Raw genomic sequence first — 18857 nt, forward strand, 5'->3', positions numbered from 1 at the left:
TCGCCCCGGACTTGATCCGGGGCAGGGCTTTCTTTTGGGGGCTGTGGCAAGAAGAAGCACTATCCCAGGCCAAGCCCGGGATGACGATCAGGGGGAGGGGGCTAACCAACAGCCCCCGCAACGCCATCCTCAGTTCAACTCATACGCCACCGTCGTCACCACCCGCACCTTCTGGAACGGCGTGTTGGCCCCGCTCGAGTCGCAATATTCGCAGTCGACCCCGTCGCGCGCGCTGATCGAGAAATAGCCCTGGCTGGCGGTCTTGATCTTGCCCACGGACGCGCCGCTGTCGTTGGCGAATTGCTGCGCACTTTCGCGCGCGCTGCGGTTCGCCTCGGCAATCATGTCGGGCTTCAACTCGTTCAGGCCGGTGAAGGTGTAATTGACCGAACCGCCGCCCATCTCGACCCCCGCACGCAGCAGGTCGGCCTGCTTCGCATAGGCCGCCCGCGCCTTCATGACGTCATTGGTGCGCAGCTGGATCGTGCGTGAGACCGTGAGGCTTTCGGGGAGCGGATTGCCATAGGCATCGCGCTGCTGATCGCGCATCAGGGAGATGTCGCTGTCGGTGAAATCGCTCTGCTTGAAGCCCGCTTCGGTGAAGAATGTGCGCACCGCCTGCGCCTGCCGGTCGACCGATCCCTGGACGCTCGCCAGATCATTGCCGGTGTCAGAGAAGCGGATCGACCAAGTGGCGATATCGGCGGTTACGTCGCGTTCGGACACGCCCTTCACGGTCACTTCGCGGTCGGCCTCCTTCGCGCGGCGCAAGCCATCGCCGAGCAGGAATCCGCTGCCCATCAGCCCGACCATCACGATCGCGACCGAACCCAGCACCACGAAACGATTGTCTTCGATAAACCCGGCCATCCCTCATTCTCCTCGACAGGTTCACAGCGGCGGAGCCCCGATTGGCTGGTTCGCCCTGCGATAAACCGTGCAATCCTATCGATGAAACGAGATGAATGGACGATGAAACGTGCTAATTCATCGGTGAACCGTTTGAGTGCGCTCGGAAAAAATCTCCCAAGCCGCACCGTAACTTTCCGCCGTCCCGTGCATTGGTGCCCCATGGACGAGATCATAGTCTCCATCGTCGAGCGGCTCGGCTATTTCGGCATCGCCGTTCTCATGGCCCTCGAAAACATCTTCCCGCCGCTGCCGTCGGAAGCGATCATGGGCGCAGGCGCGCTCGCGATCGAGAATGGCAGGATGAGCTTCTGGCCGCTGCTGATCTTCGCGACCATCGGGACCGTGGCAGGCAATTACGGCTGGTTCTGGTTCGGCGACCGGGTCGGCTACGAAAAGCTGGGGCCATTTATCGAGCGCTGGGGCCGGTGGCTGACGCTGGAGTGGGAAGACATCGAGCGCACATCGCGCTTCTTCCAGCAGCGCGGCGAATGGGCGGTGTTCTTCTTGCGGTTCTTCCCGGTAATGCGCACGATGATCTCGCTCCCGGCGGGTCTCGCTCACATGAAGCTCTGGAAATTCCTGGTCTTCACCACGGCGGGCGCGGCGATCTGGAACGCGATCCTGATCTACGGCACGCGCTGGCTGGTCGGAACCTTCTCGCAGATACAGGATCTGGTCGGGTGGATCGTGATCGGCTCGCTGCTGCTCGCGGTCGTAGGTTACGGATGGCGGCTCTACACGTGGAAGCCGCGCGCTGAGCGCTAGTCGCCTCGTTCGGGCGCCGTCTTCTCTCTGGGGTGCGCGTTGCGATAGGTGTCGAGCAGGCTTGCCGCATCCACCTCGGTATATATCTGCGTCGAGCCCAGGCTCGCATGGCCAAGCAGTTCCTGCAGGCTCCTGAGGTCCGCGCCTGCGCCGAGCAGATGCGTGGCGAAGGAATGGCGCAGCGCGTGCGGCGTGGCGTTCGCGGGCAGGCCGATTTCGCCGCGCACCTGCGCCATCGCCTTCTGCACAAGGCCGGGAGAGAGCGGGCCACCGCGCTGGCCCCGGAACAGCGGTTTATCGGGTGCGAGATCATGCGGGCACGCGGCAACATAGGCGGCGATCGCGCTGCGGATCGCGGGCAGGATCGGGACCACGCGCGTCTTGCCGCCCTTGCCGATGACGCGGATCGTCTCGCCGATCTTCGCGTGTTCGCCAGTCAGCGAGAGAGCTTCGCCCAACCGCATCCCCGCGCCGTAGAGCAGCAGCAGCACCGCGCGATCGCGCAGGCCCGTCCATTCCTCGCGCCGCTCCTCGCCGATCCTCTCGGCGAGATGGACCGCTTCGTCGGGTGTCACCGGGCGGGGCAGGGTGCGCTTGATCCTAGGCCCGCGAAGACGCGGTGCCTGCGCGTCGTCGAAGCCTGCCTCGGCGCGGGCGAAGGCAAGGAAGGCACGAAGGGCAGAGAGCTCGCGCGCGGCGGAACGGTTGGACAGGCCATCGGCGCGGCGGCGGGCGAGCTGGGCGCGCAGGGCTGGGGCCTCAAGCTTCGCAACACCCTGCCAGTCGGTCGCATCCGTCTCCTCCAGCAACCGCTCTGCGGCGCGCACGTAGGCGCGCACGGTGTGCGGCGACAGGCGGCGCTCGCTCGCAAGATGGCTCTCCCAGCGGGCGAGCAGACCGCTCATGCCGCGACGAGGTGCGCGGGGACCAGCTCGGCCAGCAGCGCATCGAGCAGCGGCATGCCCTGCGGCGTAATCGTCAGCCGGTCGCCCTCGCGCTCGACGAACCCGAGATCGGCGTAGAACGCAGCGCGCCCGGCATCGACAAGCGCATCCGCCGTCGTGTCGAACCGCGCGGCGAGCGCCGCCAGATCCAGTCCTTCCGCGAGCCGCAGGCCCATCAGCAGCGCCTCGCTCAACTGCTCCTCGCGACCCAGCGCACGCTCTTCGGCCATGCCGTGCCCGATCTCGCCAACGCGGCGCAGGAACGCCTCGGGCTTCTTGTGCCGGATCGTCGCCATCCCACCACGCCGTCCATGCGCGCCCGGGCCGACGCCGGCATAGTCGCGGTAGCGCCAGTAGGTGAGGTTGTGATGGCTCTCAGCACCGGGCCGCGCGTGGTTGCTGATCTCGTAAGCCGGGAGGCCCGCCGCGCGCGTCTGCTCCTGCGTCTGGACGAACAGGTCGGCGGCCTCGTCCGGGTCCATCGGGTGCAGACGCCCGCGCGCCACGGCACCGGCAAAGCCCGTGCCCGGCTCGATGGTTAGCTGGTAGAGCGACAGGTGCTCGGTCCCGAAGGCGAGGGCGCGCGCCAGTTCCGCTTCCCACGCCCCGGCATTTTGGCCGGGGCGGGCGTAGATCAGGTCGAAGGTGACGCGCCCGAACAGGCCCTGCGCGCTCTCCACCGCCGCCATCGCCTCGGTCGCGCTGTGCTCGCGCCCGAGAAACGCCAGCGCCTCGTCATGCAGCGACTGCACGCCCAGCGACACGCGGTTGACACCCGCTGAGCGGAAAGCCGCAAACTTGCCCGCTTCGTAAGATGTCGGATTGGCTTCGAGCGTGATCTCGGCATTGGGCGCGAGACCCCAGAGGCGCTGTGCCTGCTCGATCAGCGCGCCCGCCAGCGCGGGTGGCATCAGCGAGGGCGTTCCGCCGCCGAAGAAGATCGAGCCGACGCGGCGGCCTCCCGTCAGGGCGTGCTCGTGTCGCATGTCCGCCAGCAGCGCCGCCTGCCACGCGTCGGCATCCACATCATCGCGAACATGGCTGTTGAAGTCGCAATAGGGGCACTTCTTCAGGCAGAAGGGCCAGTGGATATAAAGCGCAAGATCGTCTGCGGCAGGCATGGAGCGAATCTAGGAGGCGCGGGCCGCGATGGCCAGCGAGTTAGCCGAACTGCTCGGCGACCAGCTTGGCGAAGGCGTCTGCGCGGTGGCTGATCGTGTGCTTTTCGGCAGAGTCGATCTCGGCAAAGGTCTGCTCGCGGCCTTTCGGGACAAACACCGGATCGTAGCCGAAGCCCAGTTGCCCGCGCGGCGGCCACGTGAGCGATCCGGGCGCGATCCCTTCGTAGACCGCGTATTCGCCATCTGGCCACGCGAGCGCCAGCGTGCAGTGAAAAGCCGCGCTGCGATCCACGTCCGGCCCCTGCTGCGCGAGCAGGCCCTCGACCTTGCCCATCGCCATGTACCAGTCGCGCCCCGGTTCACCCTCGAACCACTGCCGCTCCGCCCAGTCGGCGGTGTAGACGCCCGGCCTGCCATCGAGCGCGGCGACCGACAACCCGCTGTCGTCGGCCAGCGACACGATGCCCGACCCCTGCGCCGCAGCGCGCGCCTTGATCAGCGCGTTCTCGACGAAGGTGGTGCCCGTCTCCTCGGGCTCGGGCAGGCCGAGCGCACCGGCGGAGATGCACTCGACCCCATAAGGAGCGAGCAAGGCTGAAATCTCTTTCAGCTTGCCCGCATTATGCGTCGCGATGACGAGCTTGCCCGAGCCGATACGGCGAGTCATTTCACCGCCGCGTCCTGTGCCTTGAAGATCTCGCCGCAGCCCATCTGCGCGAGGCGCAGCAGGCGCAGCAGCGCTTCCTCGTCATAGGCCGCGCCTTCGGCAGTGGCCTGCACTTCGGCGATCTTGCCGCCTTCGATCAGCACGAAGTTGGCATCGGCATCGGCCGAGCTGTCTTCGTCGTAATCGAGGTCGAGCACCGGGGTGCCCTTGTGGATGCCGCAGGAAACGGCAGCGATCTTGCCCATGATCGGGTCTTCCACGATCGCACCCGACTTCTTGAGCCCGTCGACCGCGAGCCGCAGCGCGACCCAAGCGCCGGAAATCGCCGCCGTGCGCGTGCCGCCATCGGCCTGGATGACATCGCAATCGAGCGTGATCTGGCGCTCACCGAGCTTCTTCATGTCGACCACCGCGCGCAGGGAGCGGCCGATCAGGCGCTGGATTTCCTGTGTCCGGCCCGACTGCTTGCCGCGCGCCGCCTCACGGCTGCCACGGGTGTGCGTCGCCCGCGGGAGCATCGAGTATTCGCCGGTGACCCAGCCTGCACCCTTGCCGCGCATCCACGGCGGCACGGAATTCTCGACGCTGGCGGTGCACAGCACGCGGGTATCGCCGAAGCTGATCAGGCAGCTGCCCTCTGCGTGCTTGGTGAAACCGGTTTCGATGGAGATGGCGCGCATTTGGTCGGGCGCGCGGCCTGAAGGTCGCATGGGGGAAATCCTCTGGTCTGTATGGTCGCGAGCGCCCTAGCGGCCTATTCATCGGGTGGCCAGTGGACATGCTGCATCACCAGCGCCCCCCGTTACGAAAGGCATCCCGGATGATCCGCACTTTATCGATTTGCGCGCTGCCCCTCGCCATCGCAGGCTGCGTCACGCCCGCAACAGGCCCCGGCAGCACGGCTCCGGTCGAGAAAATCGACTACGCCGTGACCCCGTGCTTCGGCTTCTGCCCGTCCTTCACGCTTTCCGTGTCGCAGGATGGCACCGGGACCTATCACGGCGAGCGTTTCGTGCAGCAGAAGGGCGCAGCATCCTTCACCGCCAGCCCGGAGGAGGTCGAGGCCTTCGCCCGGCGGCTCGCGCCGTTCCGCCCGGAAAGTTCTGTCGAGTACGGGTACGAGAATTGCGACGGCCCCGTGGCGACCGACTCCCCGTCGGTAAAAATCACCTGGCACGAAGCGGGCAAACAGCCGGTTACGCTGAACTGGTACATGGGCTGCCGCCAGCCCGGCCTCGTCGAAAACCGCGACGCGCTCTACCAGGCCTGGCAGGAACTGCCCGTGGACGACCTTGTCGGCACCGCCGAGAACCGCCAGATTTACGACCAGAACAGATGATCTGCGAGCAAGGCTGAACCACCGAGCATGAGCACCCCGCCGCTGACAGAACTGACCGCCCGCACGCGCGACATCTTTCGCGTGGTGGTGGAGCAGTATCTGGCGACGGGGCAGCCGGTCGGATCGAAGACGCTGGCCGAGGGTGGGGCGGTCGACCTCTCGCCCGCTTCCATCCGCTCGGTGCTGGCGGATCTCGAAAAGCTGGGCCTGCTGGCCGCGCCGCATGTCTCCGCCGGGCGCAAGCCAACCGAGAGTGGACTGCGGCTGTTCGTCGACGGGATGATGCAGATCACCCAGCCGAGCGAGGACGAGCGGCGCGTGATCGAGGCCAAGCTGGGCGATCCCGGCCCGCTCGAGCAACGGCTGGAGGCGGCCAGTGCGATGCTGTCCGACCTGTCGGGCGCAGCGGGCATGGTGTTCGTGCCCACAACGGAGCGGCGGCTGGCGCAGATGAGCTTCGTGCCGCTGGACGCCGCGCGCGCGCTCGCGGTGCTGGTCGATGCGAACGGGCAGATCGAGAACCGGCTGATCGAACTCGACGGGGTCGACAGCGCCACGCTCGACCGGGCGTCCAACTATCTCTCCGCCCGCCTCGCCAATCGCAGCCTCGGCGAAGCGCTCAAGGAAATCGAGCACGAGATCGACGGCGGGCGCAGCGCGCTGGATGCGGCGAGCAGTAATCTGGTGCGGCGCGGGATCGCGATGTGGAGCGAGGCGCCGGACCGCAACCCGGTGCTGATCGTGCGCGGGCAGGCCAAGCTGCTCGACGACGAAGCGGTCGGCGATGTCGAGCGAGTGCGCCAACTGCTCGACGAACTGGAGAACAAGCAGGCGGTGGCCGAGGTGCTGGAGCGCGCGCGCGCGGCGCAGGCTACGCGGATCTACATAGGCAGCGAAAATCGCCTCTTCGCGCTCAGCGGGTCGTCTGTTATCGCCTCCCCCTTCCGCGATCGGGAGGGGAACATCGTGGGGGTGCTGGGGGTTATCGGCCCCACGCGCTTGAACTACGCGCGCATCGTTCCCATGGTGGATTTCACCGCACAATCACTGGGCCGATTGACCGGCTAGCAGGGCAGAATTCGCGTAAAGACTATGCAAGACGAACATGATCCCAAGGACGAGCCTGTCCGCGACGACAGCACGCTAGACGCAGAAGCCGAACGTGAACTGGCAGGCGTTCCCGAACACCTGCGCGACCAGGGCGACGATGGCGACGACGAGAGCGAGCAGGGCGTAGCCAAGCTTGCCGAGACGGTCGCGAAGCTCAACGAAGAGCTGGAGACCGCGCGGCAGGAAGTGCTCTATGCACGCGCCGAGACGCAGAACGTGCGCCGCCGGATGGAAAAGGACATCGCCGACACACGCGCCTATTCGGCGACCGGCTTTGCCCGCGACATCCTGTCGGTTTCGGACAACCTGTCGCGCGCGATCGATTCCATCCCCGAAGAGCTGCGCGAAGACGGCAAGTTCAAGGGGCTGGTCGCCGGGATCGAGGCGACCCAGCGCGAGCTCGACCGCGTGTTCGGCCAGCATGGCGTGACGCGGGTTGCCGCGATGGGCCTGCCGCTCGACCCCAACGTGCATCAGGCGATGATGGAGATTCCCAGCGACGAGGCCGAGCCGGGCACCGTCGTTCAGGAGATGCAGGCGGGCTATCTGATCCGCGATCGTCTGCTGCGCCCTGCGCTGGTCGGTGTCGCGAAGAAGCCGGACTGAGCGTAAAGCTGCGGAACAAAACGGCGTTATCGGGGCTTTCTCCCAGCACAAGGTGCAAGGAGAGACCCCCGATGATTGCCAACAAAAGCAAGACCCGTTTCGCCCTCATCCCCGTGGCGATGATTTCCGCCCTCTCGCTCAGCGCGTGTGCGGAAAACTACTCGGCCGAAGGCGGCCTGGGTGGCGCAGCTCTGGGCGCAGGCATTGCCGCAGTGACCGGCGGCGACATCACCCGTTACGCGCTGGCCGGTGCCGCTGCGGGCGCGCTGGCGGGCTATTTCGTCGACAAGAACGACAACTGCGACGGTTACGACCGCGACGGATATCTGGACGAGGATTGCTTCGGCACGCGCGGCTATCCGGCCGATCCGCGTCGCTAAATCGCGCAATCCAATGAATGAAGGGCCGCCCCGCAAAGGGCGGCCCTTTTCGTATCAGTCGACCACCTGCGCGCGGTTCTCGTCGCGGTGCTTCTTCAGATACTTCATGAACGGCGTGCCACCGGTGCCGACATCGGGGTCATTGCCCGCGATGCTGCCCGCCTGCTTGTTGATGTAGCTCGCCGCATATTCGAGATGCCGCGTGCGGAACCGCGCCGCCTGTTCGAGGCAGGCGTTGAACGCGTCCTTCAGCGCCGTATTGCCGCTGTCGGCCACAAAGCTGCGCAGCGTCGATTGTGCGGCGAGGTCTTCGATGAAGCGGCGATGTTCGACCGGGCGATAGGCGTGCAGCTCGTCGAGGAAACTCTTGAGCGGGTCGTCGCTGTGGCCGACCTGGAACAGCGCATCCATCGCCGGGACGATGGAGGACTGCGATCCGGTCTGCCCGCGAAAGGCCTGCGGCTCGCCGCCGAACTTCTCGATCCCTTCGTACACCAGCCCGCCGTCCAGCGCCGGGTTGTTCGCCCAGCCGTGGATGTAGGGGCGCACGCGGTGGAAATAGATGTAGGGATCGCACCGCTCGGGCATCCGCGCGAAGTGGGCGTAGATCCGCTCCCACGCTTCATCCATCTCGCGCAGCAGGGTGAGCGCGGTCTCTTCATCGCCATCGCGGCACACGGTGACCAGCTTCGCCGCATTGTCGAGCAGCACGCCCGCCTCTGCCTCGATCGCGACATGGACCAGCACGAACCAGTTCTCGTCCGCACCGCCAAGGAAGTTCTGGTGCATCGCGATATTGTCGAGCGTGATCGGGCCCGACTTGTCGAGCCGGTACCAGTTGTCGAGCACGTAGCCAGAATAGGGCAGCAGCGGTGCCTGGCCGAGCCGGTCGGCCAGCGCGACCATGGGGCGGGAGAGATTGGCGGGCAGGTGCGCGGGCGGCTCATCCTCGCCCCACACATAGGCCTGCACCAGGAAGGAATAGTGCACCATCGCGGTGCGGACTTCTTCCTCGGGCGCGTCTTTGGCCCATTCGCCGATCTGCGGATCGGGCAGCGCGTCCAGCCAGTGGCGCACGCGGCCGGTGGTCAGCAGGGCGGAAAGATTGCCTGCGGCCTGCACGATCGGATCGAACTGTGAGGGGAGGGTGATCGTGTCGATTTCGTAATGCGAAAGGTAGCCGCGTTCCCGCGACATGCCGTAATTGCTCAGCTCCATTGTTGGGACCATTCGCCGGGCGCGGGTTGGGCCGCCCGGACGGCACATCGACTAACAAGCGGCGCGGGGCCGCTCAAGCCGTGACGCTACGTCATCGCAGATAGATCACCAGATAGCGGACGATCAGCGCGACCAGCAGCACCGCGTGAATCCGGCGGTTCCGAACGAACAGCAGGGCACCCATCAATCCGACGAACAACACGGTAATCCCGATGCTCGTCGCGGTCAGCAGATGCTCTCGCAGCTGTGGCAGGCTGAGCAGAAAGGCCCACTGCACGAAAACCAGCGAGATCAGCATCGCGATCACCGTGCGGCATACGCGGAAATAATGCGTGTCGAGATCGCGGAAACGCTCCGGGTCGCCGGGAAACACAAGCCTTGCCGCGAGGTAATAGGCGCTCGCGAAGCCGACCACGGCGAGCAGCGTGGCGGGATTGACCGCCATCACATCGCGCACCGTCCAGGAGAACATCCAGAACGACAGCAGGTCGAGGATGACGAACACGGCGAGCAGCGGCGTCAGCCAGCCGATCGAAAACCGCTCGCCACCCGCATCACTGGCGAAACGCAGTTCCAGCGTGCGCCCGAGGCCGGAGAGAATCTCGACCAGCGAGAGGCCGAGGAGCAGCGCATAGAGCGCGAAGATGAACTCGTAATCGGTCATGGCTTTGCCCCCGGAAAGCGCACCAGCAGATCATAGGTCTCGCGGCTGGCGATGCCTGCCACGCGCACGCCGTTCCTCAGCCAGAAGGCGTGCTTCACGATCTCCGCCTGCTGCTCGATCCCGTATTTTTCGAGGCCCCAGCCCGGTTTGATGCTGTAGTCGTAGCGGCACCATGGATGGCGATGGAGCGGCAGGTACCACTCGCCCTTGGTCTGGGTCTGCCACACATGCGTCATCTCGTGGATGAAATGGCCCTGCGAATGGTGATTCCCGGCGGAGAAATCGTCGCAATATCCTGCCGCATCCGGGTGGAAATGCAGGTGGCCGCGCGGGGCCATGGTGGTGTTCTTCGGCTGGAAGAACGCCCATTTGCGCCGCCGGATGGTGACCTTGCGATAATCGATCGCGGTGCCGAACACCGATTGCGCCAGCGCCACCTCGCCCGGCGTCAGCCGCCGCTCCCCACCCGCAGGGCAGGGAGCGACGCGGGTTTCATGCGTCTCGGCATCTATCGGGTGATCCATGACGCTCGTCGATTGATCGCGCTTCAGCGTTCCGCGTCGGCGGGCAGCACGTCGACATCGAACGACATCGTCTTGCCCCCGGCCATGGTCAGGGTAACCGAGGTGACGCTTTCGGGCTTGAGATCGGGCGAGAGGTCGAACGCCATCACGTGCTTGCCGCCCGGTTCGAAGGAGACGGTTTCGCCCGGCTGCACGGTGACCACGCCGATCGATCCCATCTCGGTATCGTCATATTCCATATAGTCGTGCAATTCCGCGCTTCCCGCGCCTTCCACGTCGGCCTTGCGGACCGAAATCGCCCGGTCGCCCGGGTTCTCCAGCTTGAAATAGACCGCCCCCGGATTGCCTGAGACCGCCGGCAGGAACAGCTTGCCTTCGCTCGCGGTCAGCGGTGCCGCTGCAACCTCTTCCTCGGCGGGTTTCTGATCGCATCCGGCCAGTGTCACGGCACCAAGGCCAAGTGCGCAGGCGAGGTAAATCGATTTCATGTCAGGCTCCTCCCAGGTTTGTGTCCCGCCTGACGACTAGGCGCTGGCATCTCTTGTGCCAAGAACAAGCGCACCTATATCCGCGGCTCAACCAGAGCTGCCGAGCGGCATCGCCCACTGACGGGGGTGTCGCGAAGGGCAGTGTCCAACATAGCCAAACGGATGCGGGGTATCATGGCAAAAGTAATTGGTATCGACCTCGGTACGACGAACTCGTGTGTCGCGGTCATGGATGGGGGCAAGCCCAAGGTCATCGAGAACGCGGAAGGTGCACGCACCACGCCCTCGATCGTGGCCTTCACCAAGGATGGCGAGCGCCTGATCGGCCAGCCGGCCAAGCGCCAGGCCGTCACCAACCCGGACAACACCGTCTTCGCGGTGAAGCGCCTGATCGGCCGCCGGTTCGAAGACCCCATGACCAAGAAGGACATGGAACTGGTCCCCTACAACATCGTCAAGGGCAACAATGGCGATGCATGGGTCGAAGCGGGCGGCGACAAGTATTCGCCCAGTCAGATTTCCGCCTTCATCCTGCAGAAGATGAAGGAAACCGCCGAGAGCTATCTCGGCGAGAACGTGACGCAGGCGGTCATCACCGTGCCTGCCTACTTCAACGACGCGCAGCGTCAGGCGACCAAGGACGCTGGCCAGATCGCAGGTCTCGAAGTCCTGCGCATCATCAACGAGCCGACCGCGGCCGCGCTCGCCTACGGCCTCGACAAGGACGAGAACAAGACCATCGCGGTCTACGACCTTGGCGGCGGTACGTTCGACATCTCGATCCTCGAAGTCGGCGACGGCGTGTTCGAGGTGAAGTCGACCAACGGCGACACCTTCCTCGGCGGTGAAGACTTCGACAGCGCGATCGTCGAATATCTGGCCGAGCAGTTCAAATCCAAGGAAAACATGGATTTGAAGCAGGACAAGCTGGCCCTGCAGCGCCTCAAGGAAGCCGCCGAAAAGGCGAAGATCGAGCTTTCGAGCGCGCAGCAGACCGAAGTAAACCTGCCGTTCATCACCGCACGCATGGAAGGCGGCAGTTCCACGCCGCTGCACCTCGTCGAAACGCTGACCCGCTCCAAGCTGGAACAGCTCGTCGGCGACCTCGTCAAGCGCACGCTCGACCCGTGCAAGAAGGCGCTCGAAGATGCCGGCCTTAAGACCGGTGAAGTCGACGAAGTGATCCTGGTCGGCGGGATGACCCGCATGCCCAAGGTCCGCGAAGTCGTGGAAGAGTTCTTCGGCAAGAAGCCGCACACCGGCGTGAACCCCGACGAAGTCGTCGCCATGGGCGCGGCGATCCAGGCCGGCGTCCTTCAGGGCGACGTCAAGGACGTGCTGCTGCTCGACGTCACCCCGCTGTCGCTGGGTATCGAGACGCTGGGCGGGATCATGACCAAGATGATCGACCGCAACACGACGATCCCGACCAAGAAGACGCAGGTCTATTCGACCGCCGAGGACAACCAGCAGGCGGTGACGATCCGCGTGTTCCAGGGCGAGCGCGAGATGGCGGCGGACAACAAGCTGCTCGGCCAGTTCGATCTGGTCGGCATCCCGCCGGCCCCCCGCGGCGTGCCGCAGGTGGAAGTCACCTTCGACATCGACGCCAACGGCATCGTGAACGTGTCCGCCAAGGACAAGGGCACGGGCAAGGAACAGCAGATCCGCATCCAGGCCTCGGGCGGTCTGTCGGACAACGACATCGAATCGATGGTCAAGGACGCCGAACGCTTCGCCGAAGAGGACAAGAAGCGGCGCGAAGCTGCCGAGGCGCGCAACCAGGCCGATAACTTGGTCCACGCGACCGAGAAGCAGGTTCAGGAAAACGGCGACAAGATCGACGCTTCGCTCAAGTCCGATGTCGAGGCAGCGATTGCCGAGACCAAGACCGCGCTCGAAGGCGATGATGTCGACGCGATCAATGCCAAGGCTCAGGCGCTGACCGAAGTGGCCATGAAGATGGGCCAGCAGATCTACGAGAAGGAACAGGCCAGCGGCGGCGCAGATGCCGGGCAGGCCGGCGATGCGGGCGCATCGTCCTCGCAGGACGAAGACGTCGTCGACGCCGAGTTCTCCGAAGTAGACGACAGCGCTGGCGACAGCGACAACGCCGACCGGTCCTGAGCCGGACGGTCATGAGAAACGGGCTCCGCGCAGACCACCCGGCCTGCGCGGGCCCGCCTATGTTTGTTGCACCGGTGCTCTGAATAATGGCTTCCGAACCCGATCTTTACGAATTGCTTGGCGTCTCGCGCGATGCGGATGCGGCGGCGATCAAGGCTGCCTATCGCAAGATGGCGATGCAGTATCACCCCGATCGCAACCCCGGCGATGCCGAGGCTGAGGCGCGCTTCAAGGCGATCGGCGCTGCTTACGAGGTGTTGAAAGACCCTCAGAAACGCGCCGCCTACGACCAGTATGGCCACGCCGCCTTCCAGCAGGGCGGGGGTGGCGGCCGTGGCGGCCATCAGGCCGACTTCGGCGATATCGGCGATATCTTCGAAACCATCTTCGGCAGCGCCTTTGGCGGAATGCGCCAGGGCGCACGGCGCGGGGCGGACCTGCGCTACGACCTCGAAATCACGCTGGAAGAAGCCTTCCACGGCAAGTCGACCACCATCGAAATCGAAGTCTCGCAGCAATGCGAGGTGTGCACCGGCACCGGCGCGGAGCCGGGCACCGGCACGCGGGCGTGCAACATGTGCGCGGGCTACGGCAAGGTGCGTGCGCAGCAGGGCCTGTTCGTGGTCGAGCGGCCATGCCCCAATTGCCACGGTCGCGGCGAGGTGATCGAGACCCCGTGTCGCAATTGTCGCGGGGACGGGCGCGTCGATGCGCCGCAGTCGCTCTCGGTCGATATTCCGCCGGGCGTCGATACCGGCACCCGCATCCGCCTGTCCGGCAAGGGAGAGGCAGGCCCGCGCGGCGCGCCTCCGGGCGATCTCTACATCTTCATCCACATCCGCGCGCACAGCGTGTTCGCGCGCGACGGATCGAACCTGATCGCGCGCGTGCCGATCAGCTTCACCACCGCCGCGCTGGGCGGCAAGGTCGAGATTCCCGACCTCGACGGGTCGACCAACACGATCGAGATTCCCGCCGGCATCCAGTCGGGCAAGCAGCTGCGCCGTCGCGGTGCGGGCATGCCCGTGCTGCAGGGGCGCGGTCGGGGCGATCTGGTCGCGGAAATCACGGTGGAAACGCCGACCAAGCTGACCAAGCGCCAGCGCGAAATCCTCGAAGAATTCAGCGAGACCGAGACGGGCGAGGAATGCCCCGAAAGCCGCGGCTTCTTCGACCGGATCAAGGATGCGTTCGGGGCCTGACGCACCGCATTATCCCAACCGCGCCTCGATCTCGTCGCGCAATGTCTTGAGCGTTCCGTCCGCGCAGCGTTTCGCCTCGCGCTCTTCCTCGATGATCGCGAGGAAGGCGCTGCGCAGGATCGCGTGGCGTTCCTCGAAGGGAATCGTCTCGTCACTGGTCGACAGCACGATGTCGATCATTCGCTCGCAGCCGTGCAGGCGGCCCCACAGATAGTCGTTTTCGCGATAGGCGCGGCTGAAGAAGGCGCCGAAATCGTAGAATTCGATGCCCCGCAGCGTCTCCGCTGCACCGCCTTCGCGGATCGCCTGCGCGTCTTCGGGGCTGATCCGGTCGACCTTGACCGGCTCGAATTCGTTCATCCCCTGCGTGCCGAGGATCGGCAGCGTGGCGACATCGTAGAACGGGAAGCCGAGATAGGCATACATCATCCGCCGCCGCAGGCTGCGGGGCATGTCGCTCAGCGCGAGCGACAGCGCCTCTTCGGCCTGCGTATCCAGATCCTTCAGCCCGCGCCGCTGCGCAATATGATCGAGCAGCGCGCCCGGGTCCGATACCGCATTGCGCGCCAGATCGCGGAACTCCGGCCCCATGGGGTTGAGGCCGTCCCGCTCAAAATAGGCGGACAGGATCGTGTAGATCGCCTCGCGCGCGCTATCGAGCGCCTCGTTGGGGATCTCAGGGTCCGCCTCCCAGTCGCGCGCGGTGCGGCGGGCGAGCAGGCGCAGGCGGCGGATGCGGAACGCCAGATCGTATGTCCGGAAGAAGTCGATCGCCCCCGGGCTCGCCCCGCCGGTCGCCCCGCCAAGCGTTTCCAGCCCCCGCTCACGCAGACAGGCGCGCAGCACCACGGCGAGCACCTGCGGATCGGGCTCGGCATCCCTGGGCGCGGCCTTGCGAGCAAGCTCCGCAATCCGCTCGACGATCCCGACATATTTCAGCTCGGCATAGCCTGCGAAGGTATAACCGGCCTGTTCCGCCGCCGCCTGCTGCGCTTTCCTGCGCCAGTTGGACAGCCGCTTGGGCGTGGGCCGGTCGAAGAACACCGTGCGGTCGAACAGCTTTTCGACCGCGCCCTCCACCTGCGGGCGCAGTTCGGCGATCATCGCCTGCAGCCGCGCGGCATGGCGCGACTGCTCGCCGATCACCTCCAGGTTGTCGCGGATCGGCTGTTCGCGGGGGAGGGTGGAGAGCGAGCCGAAGATATTCTCGAAGAAGCCGACCGGCGCGCGCATCTTCTCCCTGTCGCGCATGTATCGCTCGGGCCGCGGATCGACATAGGCGAAGCGCCGCTCCACCTCGCGCACCGCAGGTCGCCCGCGCAGCGCGTCGATCGCGCCTTCGAACGGGCGATTGACCAGCACCGACCCGTCGATCAGCGAGACGCCTTCCGCCGTCCCGTCGTCGCAATGCACCGGCATCACCTGCCGCAGGAACCGGTCGCGAGAATGCCACGACAGGTTCTTCTCCGCCGCGATCGTATCGATCTCGCCCACCTGCAGCGGCGGGAACGCGCCCGGAAAACTTGCGGTCGCGCGCGCGGCGAAGGTCAGTTCGAGCGGGTCGGCAAGCCAGCCCCCGGCAAGCTCCGGCGTGCGCCCGGTGAAGGAGATCGGCATGCGATGCTCGCTCTCCAGCACCACCGGCGGACTGTTGAGCCGCAGCCGGGCGAGGTAGCCGTGGAAGTCCGTGGTCGGCACATAGAGGTCGACCGGGTGGCCCGGCGGCAGCAGCGGCCCGTCGGCGGGCGAGCCATCCATCGCCTCCAGCGCTTCGAGCAGCATGCGCGACATCGTCTCGCCGGAGAACGGCGGCTGGAACCAGCGCCCGCGCACCAGCTTGGAGACTTTCTCGCGCACTTCGGAGCGTGTCTCCGGCGCGACGCTTTCGGACACCAGATTGCCCGGCCGCCTGAGCACGAAGGTGGCGAGCGGCTGCGCCCACACCTTGGCAAAGCGCCAGCCCGGCCGCGCGTCCTCGGCGGTCAGCCGGTCGATATCCGCATTGTCGAGCCACAGGTTGGTCAGCGGCTCCAGCGACCGGCCGGAGAAGATCGCCTGCGCCAGAAACACCGCATTGATCCCGCCCGCGCTCGCGCCGCTGAAAATGTCGGGCAGCACGCGCAGGCGCAGATCGTGGCGGTCGGCCAGCAGGTCGAGCAGGCGGCGATATTCGCCCGCGACCCCGTGGCTGGAATGGCCGGGTGTATGGAAGTCGCGGCTGGCGCGCGCCAGGTTCCACACCTCCTTGGTCACGCCATGCATGTAAACGGCGAGGCTGACCCCGCCGTAGCAGACAAGACCGATCCTCAATTCCTTTTGCCGCATGGTCGATATTCTAGAGGGGGAGGGGGCTGAATAGCAACTTGCGTTCCATTAATGTTCCACCTAACTCCCCGCCTTAAGGAGGTGGCATGGCCAAGCCGAAGAAACGCTATGTCTGTCAGGCATGTGGCGGTGTCTCGCCGCGCTGGCAGGGACAATGCCCGGACTGCGCGGAATGGAACACGCTGGTGGAGGATGCCCCCGCGACCGTTTTCAGTCTGAAGCACGACCTATCTGGCGGGGGGCGCAGGCTCGAATTCGTCTCGCTGAGCGATGCGGTGAAGCCGCCCGAGCGGGCGACCACCGGCCTCAAGGAATTCGACCGCGCGCTGGGTGGCGGGCTGGTGCCCGGGGCCGCGATCCTGATCGGCGGCGATCCGGGGATCGGCAAGTCGACCCTGCTGCTGCAAACCGCGGGCGCGATCGCGCGCAAGGGCGGCGATGTCGTCTATGTCAGCGGGGAAGAGGCGTCGGCGCAGGTGCGCCTGCGGGCGGAGCGATTGGGGCTGGCCGACGCGCCGGTCCGGCTCGCCTCGAGCACCAATGTGCGCGATATTCTGACAACGCTGGGCGGACATGACGAGGCGCCCGACCTGCTGGTCGTAGATTCTATTCAGACCATGTATTCGGACACGATCGAGGGTGCGCCGGGCACGGTCAGCCAGGTGCGCGGCTGCGCGTTCGAACTGATCCGCTACGCCAAGGAACGCGGCACCGCGCTGGTGCTGGTCGGCCACGTGACCAAGGACGGCAATATCGCTGGCCCCCGCGTGCTCGAACACATGGTCGACGTGGTGATGAGCTTCGAGGGCGAACGCAGCCACCAGTACCGCATCCTGCGCGCACTCAAGAACCGCTTCGGCGCGGTCGACGAGATCGGCGTGTTCGCGATGGCGACCGAGGGGCTGGAGGAGGTCGAGAATCCCTCCATGCTGTTCCTCTCCGGCCGCGACGCGCCGCTCGCGGGCAGCGCGGTGTTCCCCGCGATGGAGGGCACGCGGCCCGTGCTGGTCGAGATTCAGGCGCTGATCGTGCGGCTGCAATCGGGCGCGACCCCGCGCCGCGCGGTGGTGGGGTGGGACAATGGCCGCCTTGCGATGCTGCTGGCGGTGCTCGAATCGCGCTGCGGCCTCAACTTTAGCGCGGCGGAGGTCTATCTCAACGTCGCGGGCGGATACCGGCTGGCGGACCCTGCGGCGGATCTGGCGGTGGCCGCAGCACTGGTCTCCGCGCTTGCCGACCGGCCCCTGAAGGATCGCTCGGTCTGGTTCGGTGAAGTCTCGCTCGCCGGCGAAATCCGCCCCGTCGCCCATGGCGGGTTGCGGCTGCGCGAGGCGGCCAAGCTCGGTTTTTCGAGCGCGCAGGGCCCTTTCATGGAAGAAAAGGCTTCACGCGGCATTCAATTCGACGGAATAAGGCAGCTATCGCAACTGGTGGATCGCGTGATGCGATAGCAATGGCGTGCTAGGCTGAAATTCTATGACCGGGTTCGACATCATCGTGCTGCTGATCGTCGCGGTGGCCGCTGCGGGCGGCTTCATGCGCGGCTTCGTTCAGGAAATGCTCTCGCTCGCCGCGTGGATTCTCGCGCTGCTTGCGATCCGGCAGTTCCACACGCAGGTGCAGGCGCTGCTCGAACCGCAGGTCGGCTCGGCGACCACCGCCGCGATCGTCGCCTTCGCGCTGCTGCTGCTGATCCCCTTCGGCGCGGTCAAGCTGATCGCATCGATGGTCGGCACCAGAGCGCGCGATTCGCTGCTCGGCCCGCTCGACCGGGTGCTCGGCTTCGGTTTCGGCGCGGTGAAGGGCGCGATCATTGTGGTGATCGGCTTTGCGCTGCTGGTGCTCGGCTACGATACGGTCTGGGGCGAAGAGGGCCGCCCGAACTGGATCGTTACCGCGCGCACCTACCCCTCGATCAACGCGGGCAGCGAAGCGCTGGTCGGCTATATCCACGATCGCCGCGCCGAAGTGCGCCGGGCTCGGTCGGAGGATAGCGGCCCCGTGACCGCCGATACCGCCAGCCAGTGACCAAGCTCTACACGCCCGAAATCCTCTCGCTCGCGGTCTCGCTGGCCGGTTATCCGCGCCTGTCCGCGCCCGATGCCAGCGCAGAAGTACGCTCGCGCACCTGCGGCGGCACGCTGACGCTCGACCTGGCGCTCGACGCCGAAGATCGGGTGGAGGCGCTGGGCTTGGCCGTATCGGCCTGCGCGATCGGGCAGGCGGCGGCGGCGGTGTTCGCGCAAGCGGCGCAGGGCCGCACGGCGGAAGACATGCTCGCCAGCCTCAAGGAAATCGAGGCATGGCTGGCGGATGAGAACGCACAGCTCCCAGACTGGCCGGGCTTCGCCGTGCTGGAACCCGCACGCGCCTTCCCCGGACGGCACGGCGCGATCCTGCTCCCCTGGCGAGCGGCGACAGACGCGCTTTGCAAGGCCGCGCAGCCGCGTTAGACCAACTCCATA

At 66.0% G+C, this 18857-nt stretch carries 20 protein-coding genes; 10 read left to right on the forward strand and 10 right to left on the reverse strand.

Annotation, left to right across the window (positions count from 1 at the left end):
* Nucleotides 1-129 precede the first annotated feature (129 nt).
* Nucleotides 130-870, reverse strand: a complete 741-nt coding sequence (locus tag KYN89_RS03405; protein ID WP_222823800.1) for an SIMPL domain-containing protein — start codon at nt 868-870, stop codon at nt 130-132.
* 201 nt (nt 871-1071) lie between these two features.
* On the opposite strand from KYN89_RS03405, the gene KYN89_RS03410 reads away from it, so the two are divergent.
* Nucleotides 1072-1677 (forward strand): DedA family protein, encoded by a 606-nt coding sequence (locus KYN89_RS03410; protein WP_222823801.1) that lies wholly within the window; start codon nt 1072-1074, stop codon nt 1675-1677.
* On the opposite strand, the gene KYN89_RS03415 is transcribed toward KYN89_RS03410, so the two are convergent.
* Genes KYN89_RS03415 through rph form a run of 4 tightly spaced genes read right to left on the reverse strand, consistent with a single transcriptional unit; the run spans nt 1674 to nt 5119 of the window.
* Nucleotides 1674-2582, reverse strand: a complete 909-nt coding sequence (locus KYN89_RS03415; RefSeq protein ID WP_222823802.1) for a tyrosine recombinase XerC — start codon at nt 2580-2582, stop codon at nt 1674-1676. The two genes, KYN89_RS03410 and KYN89_RS03415, sit on opposite strands and share 4 nt — an antisense overlap.
* A complete protein-coding gene (gene hemW, locus KYN89_RS03420) occupies nt 2579-3742 on the reverse strand; it encodes a radical SAM family heme chaperone HemW (RefSeq protein WP_222823803.1) in 1164 nt (387 codons plus the stop codon). Before hemW ends, KYN89_RS03415 begins: the two co-directional genes overlap by 4 nt.
* A 40-nt stretch (nt 3743-3782) precedes the next feature.
* Nucleotides 3783-4409, reverse strand: a complete 627-nt coding sequence (rdgB, locus tag KYN89_RS03425; RefSeq protein ID WP_222823804.1) for an RdgB/HAM1 family non-canonical purine NTP pyrophosphatase — start codon at nt 4407-4409, stop codon at nt 3783-3785.
* On the reverse strand, nt 4406-5119 hold the full coding sequence (rph, locus tag KYN89_RS03430; RefSeq protein WP_222823805.1) for a ribonuclease PH: 714 nt from the start codon (nt 5117-5119) through the stop codon (nt 4406-4408). Before rph ends, rdgB begins: the two co-directional genes overlap by 4 nt.
* A gap of 110 nt (nt 5120-5229) precedes the next feature.
* Between rph and KYN89_RS03435 the strand changes: the two genes are divergently transcribed.
* The 4 genes from KYN89_RS03435 (at nt 5230) to KYN89_RS03450 (ending at nt 7844) form a co-directional block, all read left to right on the forward strand.
* Complete coding sequence (locus KYN89_RS03435) at nt 5230-5748, forward strand: DUF6438 domain-containing protein (protein WP_222823806.1); 519 nt, start codon at nt 5230-5232, stop codon at nt 5746-5748.
* A 27-nt stretch (nt 5749-5775) separates the two neighbouring features.
* Nucleotides 5776-6816, forward strand: a complete 1041-nt coding sequence (gene hrcA, locus KYN89_RS03440; protein WP_222823807.1) for a heat-inducible transcriptional repressor HrcA — start codon at nt 5776-5778, stop codon at nt 6814-6816.
* Between the two features lie 24 nt (nt 6817-6840).
* Nucleotides 6841-7464, forward strand: a complete 624-nt coding sequence (locus tag KYN89_RS03445; protein ID WP_222823808.1) for a nucleotide exchange factor GrpE — start codon at nt 6841-6843, stop codon at nt 7462-7464.
* A gap of 71 nt (nt 7465-7535) precedes the next feature.
* Nucleotides 7536-7844, forward strand: coding sequence for a YMGG-like glycine zipper-containing protein (locus tag KYN89_RS03450; RefSeq protein ID WP_197636366.1), 309 nt, complete (start codon nt 7536-7538; stop codon nt 7842-7844).
* Between the two features lie 54 nt (nt 7845-7898).
* Here the strand turns inward: KYN89_RS03450 and KYN89_RS03455 are convergent, their stop codons facing one another.
* The 4 genes from KYN89_RS03455 to KYN89_RS03470 form a co-directional block, all read right to left on the reverse strand.
* On the reverse strand, nt 7899-9062 hold the full coding sequence (locus tag KYN89_RS03455) for a PrnB family protein (protein WP_222823809.1): 1164 nt from the start codon (nt 9060-9062) through the stop codon (nt 7899-7901).
* 91 nt (nt 9063-9153) lie between these two features.
* Nucleotides 9154-9726 carry a hypothetical protein gene (locus tag KYN89_RS03460; RefSeq protein WP_222823810.1) on the reverse strand — a complete coding sequence of 191 codons (573 nt, stop codon included), beginning with the start codon at nt 9724-9726 and terminating at the stop codon, nt 9154-9156.
* Nucleotides 9723-10250, reverse strand: coding sequence for a vgr related protein (locus KYN89_RS03465; RefSeq protein ID WP_222823811.1), 528 nt, complete (start codon nt 10248-10250; stop codon nt 9723-9725). Before KYN89_RS03465 ends, KYN89_RS03460 begins: the two co-directional genes overlap by 4 nt.
* Nucleotides 10251-10273: 23 nt before the next feature.
* Nucleotides 10274-10738: a copper chaperone PCu(A)C gene (locus KYN89_RS03470; protein ID WP_222823812.1), complete on the reverse strand. Its 465-nt coding sequence runs from the start codon at nt 10736-10738 to the stop codon at nt 10274-10276.
* A gap of 174 nt (nt 10739-10912) precedes the next feature.
* Between KYN89_RS03470 and dnaK the strand changes: the two genes are divergently transcribed.
* Nucleotides 10913-12865: a molecular chaperone DnaK gene (dnaK, locus tag KYN89_RS03475; protein WP_222823813.1), complete on the forward strand. Its 1953-nt coding sequence runs from the start codon at nt 10913-10915 to the stop codon at nt 12863-12865.
* A gap of 86 nt (nt 12866-12951) precedes the next feature.
* A complete protein-coding gene (dnaJ, locus tag KYN89_RS03480) occupies nt 12952-14067 on the forward strand; it encodes a molecular chaperone DnaJ (RefSeq protein WP_172807037.1) in 1116 nt (371 codons plus the stop codon).
* A gap of 9 nt (nt 14068-14076) precedes the next feature.
* On the opposite strand, the gene KYN89_RS03485 is transcribed toward dnaJ, so the two are convergent.
* Entirely contained in the window at nt 14077-16392 is a 2316-nt protein-coding gene (locus KYN89_RS03485) for a patatin-like protein (RefSeq protein ID WP_222823814.1), read from the reverse strand.
* Nucleotides 16393-16478: 86 nt separating this feature from the next.
* Here KYN89_RS03485 and radA point away from each other — a divergent pair, with 86 nt between their 5' ends.
* Genes radA through KYN89_RS03500 form a run of 3 tightly spaced genes read left to right on the forward strand, consistent with a single transcriptional unit; the run spans nt 16479 to nt 18845 of the window.
* On the forward strand, nt 16479-17843 hold the full coding sequence (gene radA, locus KYN89_RS03490) for a DNA repair protein RadA (protein ID WP_222823815.1): 1365 nt from the start codon (nt 16479-16481) through the stop codon (nt 17841-17843).
* A 25-nt stretch (nt 17844-17868) separates the two neighbouring features.
* A complete protein-coding gene (locus tag KYN89_RS03495; RefSeq protein ID WP_054524363.1) occupies nt 17869-18420 on the forward strand; it encodes a CvpA family protein in 552 nt (183 codons plus the stop codon).
* Entirely contained in the window at nt 18417-18845 is a 429-nt protein-coding gene (locus tag KYN89_RS03500; RefSeq protein WP_054527370.1) for an iron-sulfur cluster assembly scaffold protein, read from the forward strand. Before KYN89_RS03495 ends, KYN89_RS03500 begins: the two co-directional genes overlap by 4 nt.
* Nucleotides 18846-18857: the final 12 nt, after the last annotated feature.

It is taken from the genome of Alteriqipengyuania abyssalis (genome assembly GCF_019857185.1).
Taxonomy (GTDB): domain Bacteria; phylum Pseudomonadota; class Alphaproteobacteria; order Sphingomonadales; family Sphingomonadaceae; genus Alteriqipengyuania; species Alteriqipengyuania abyssalis.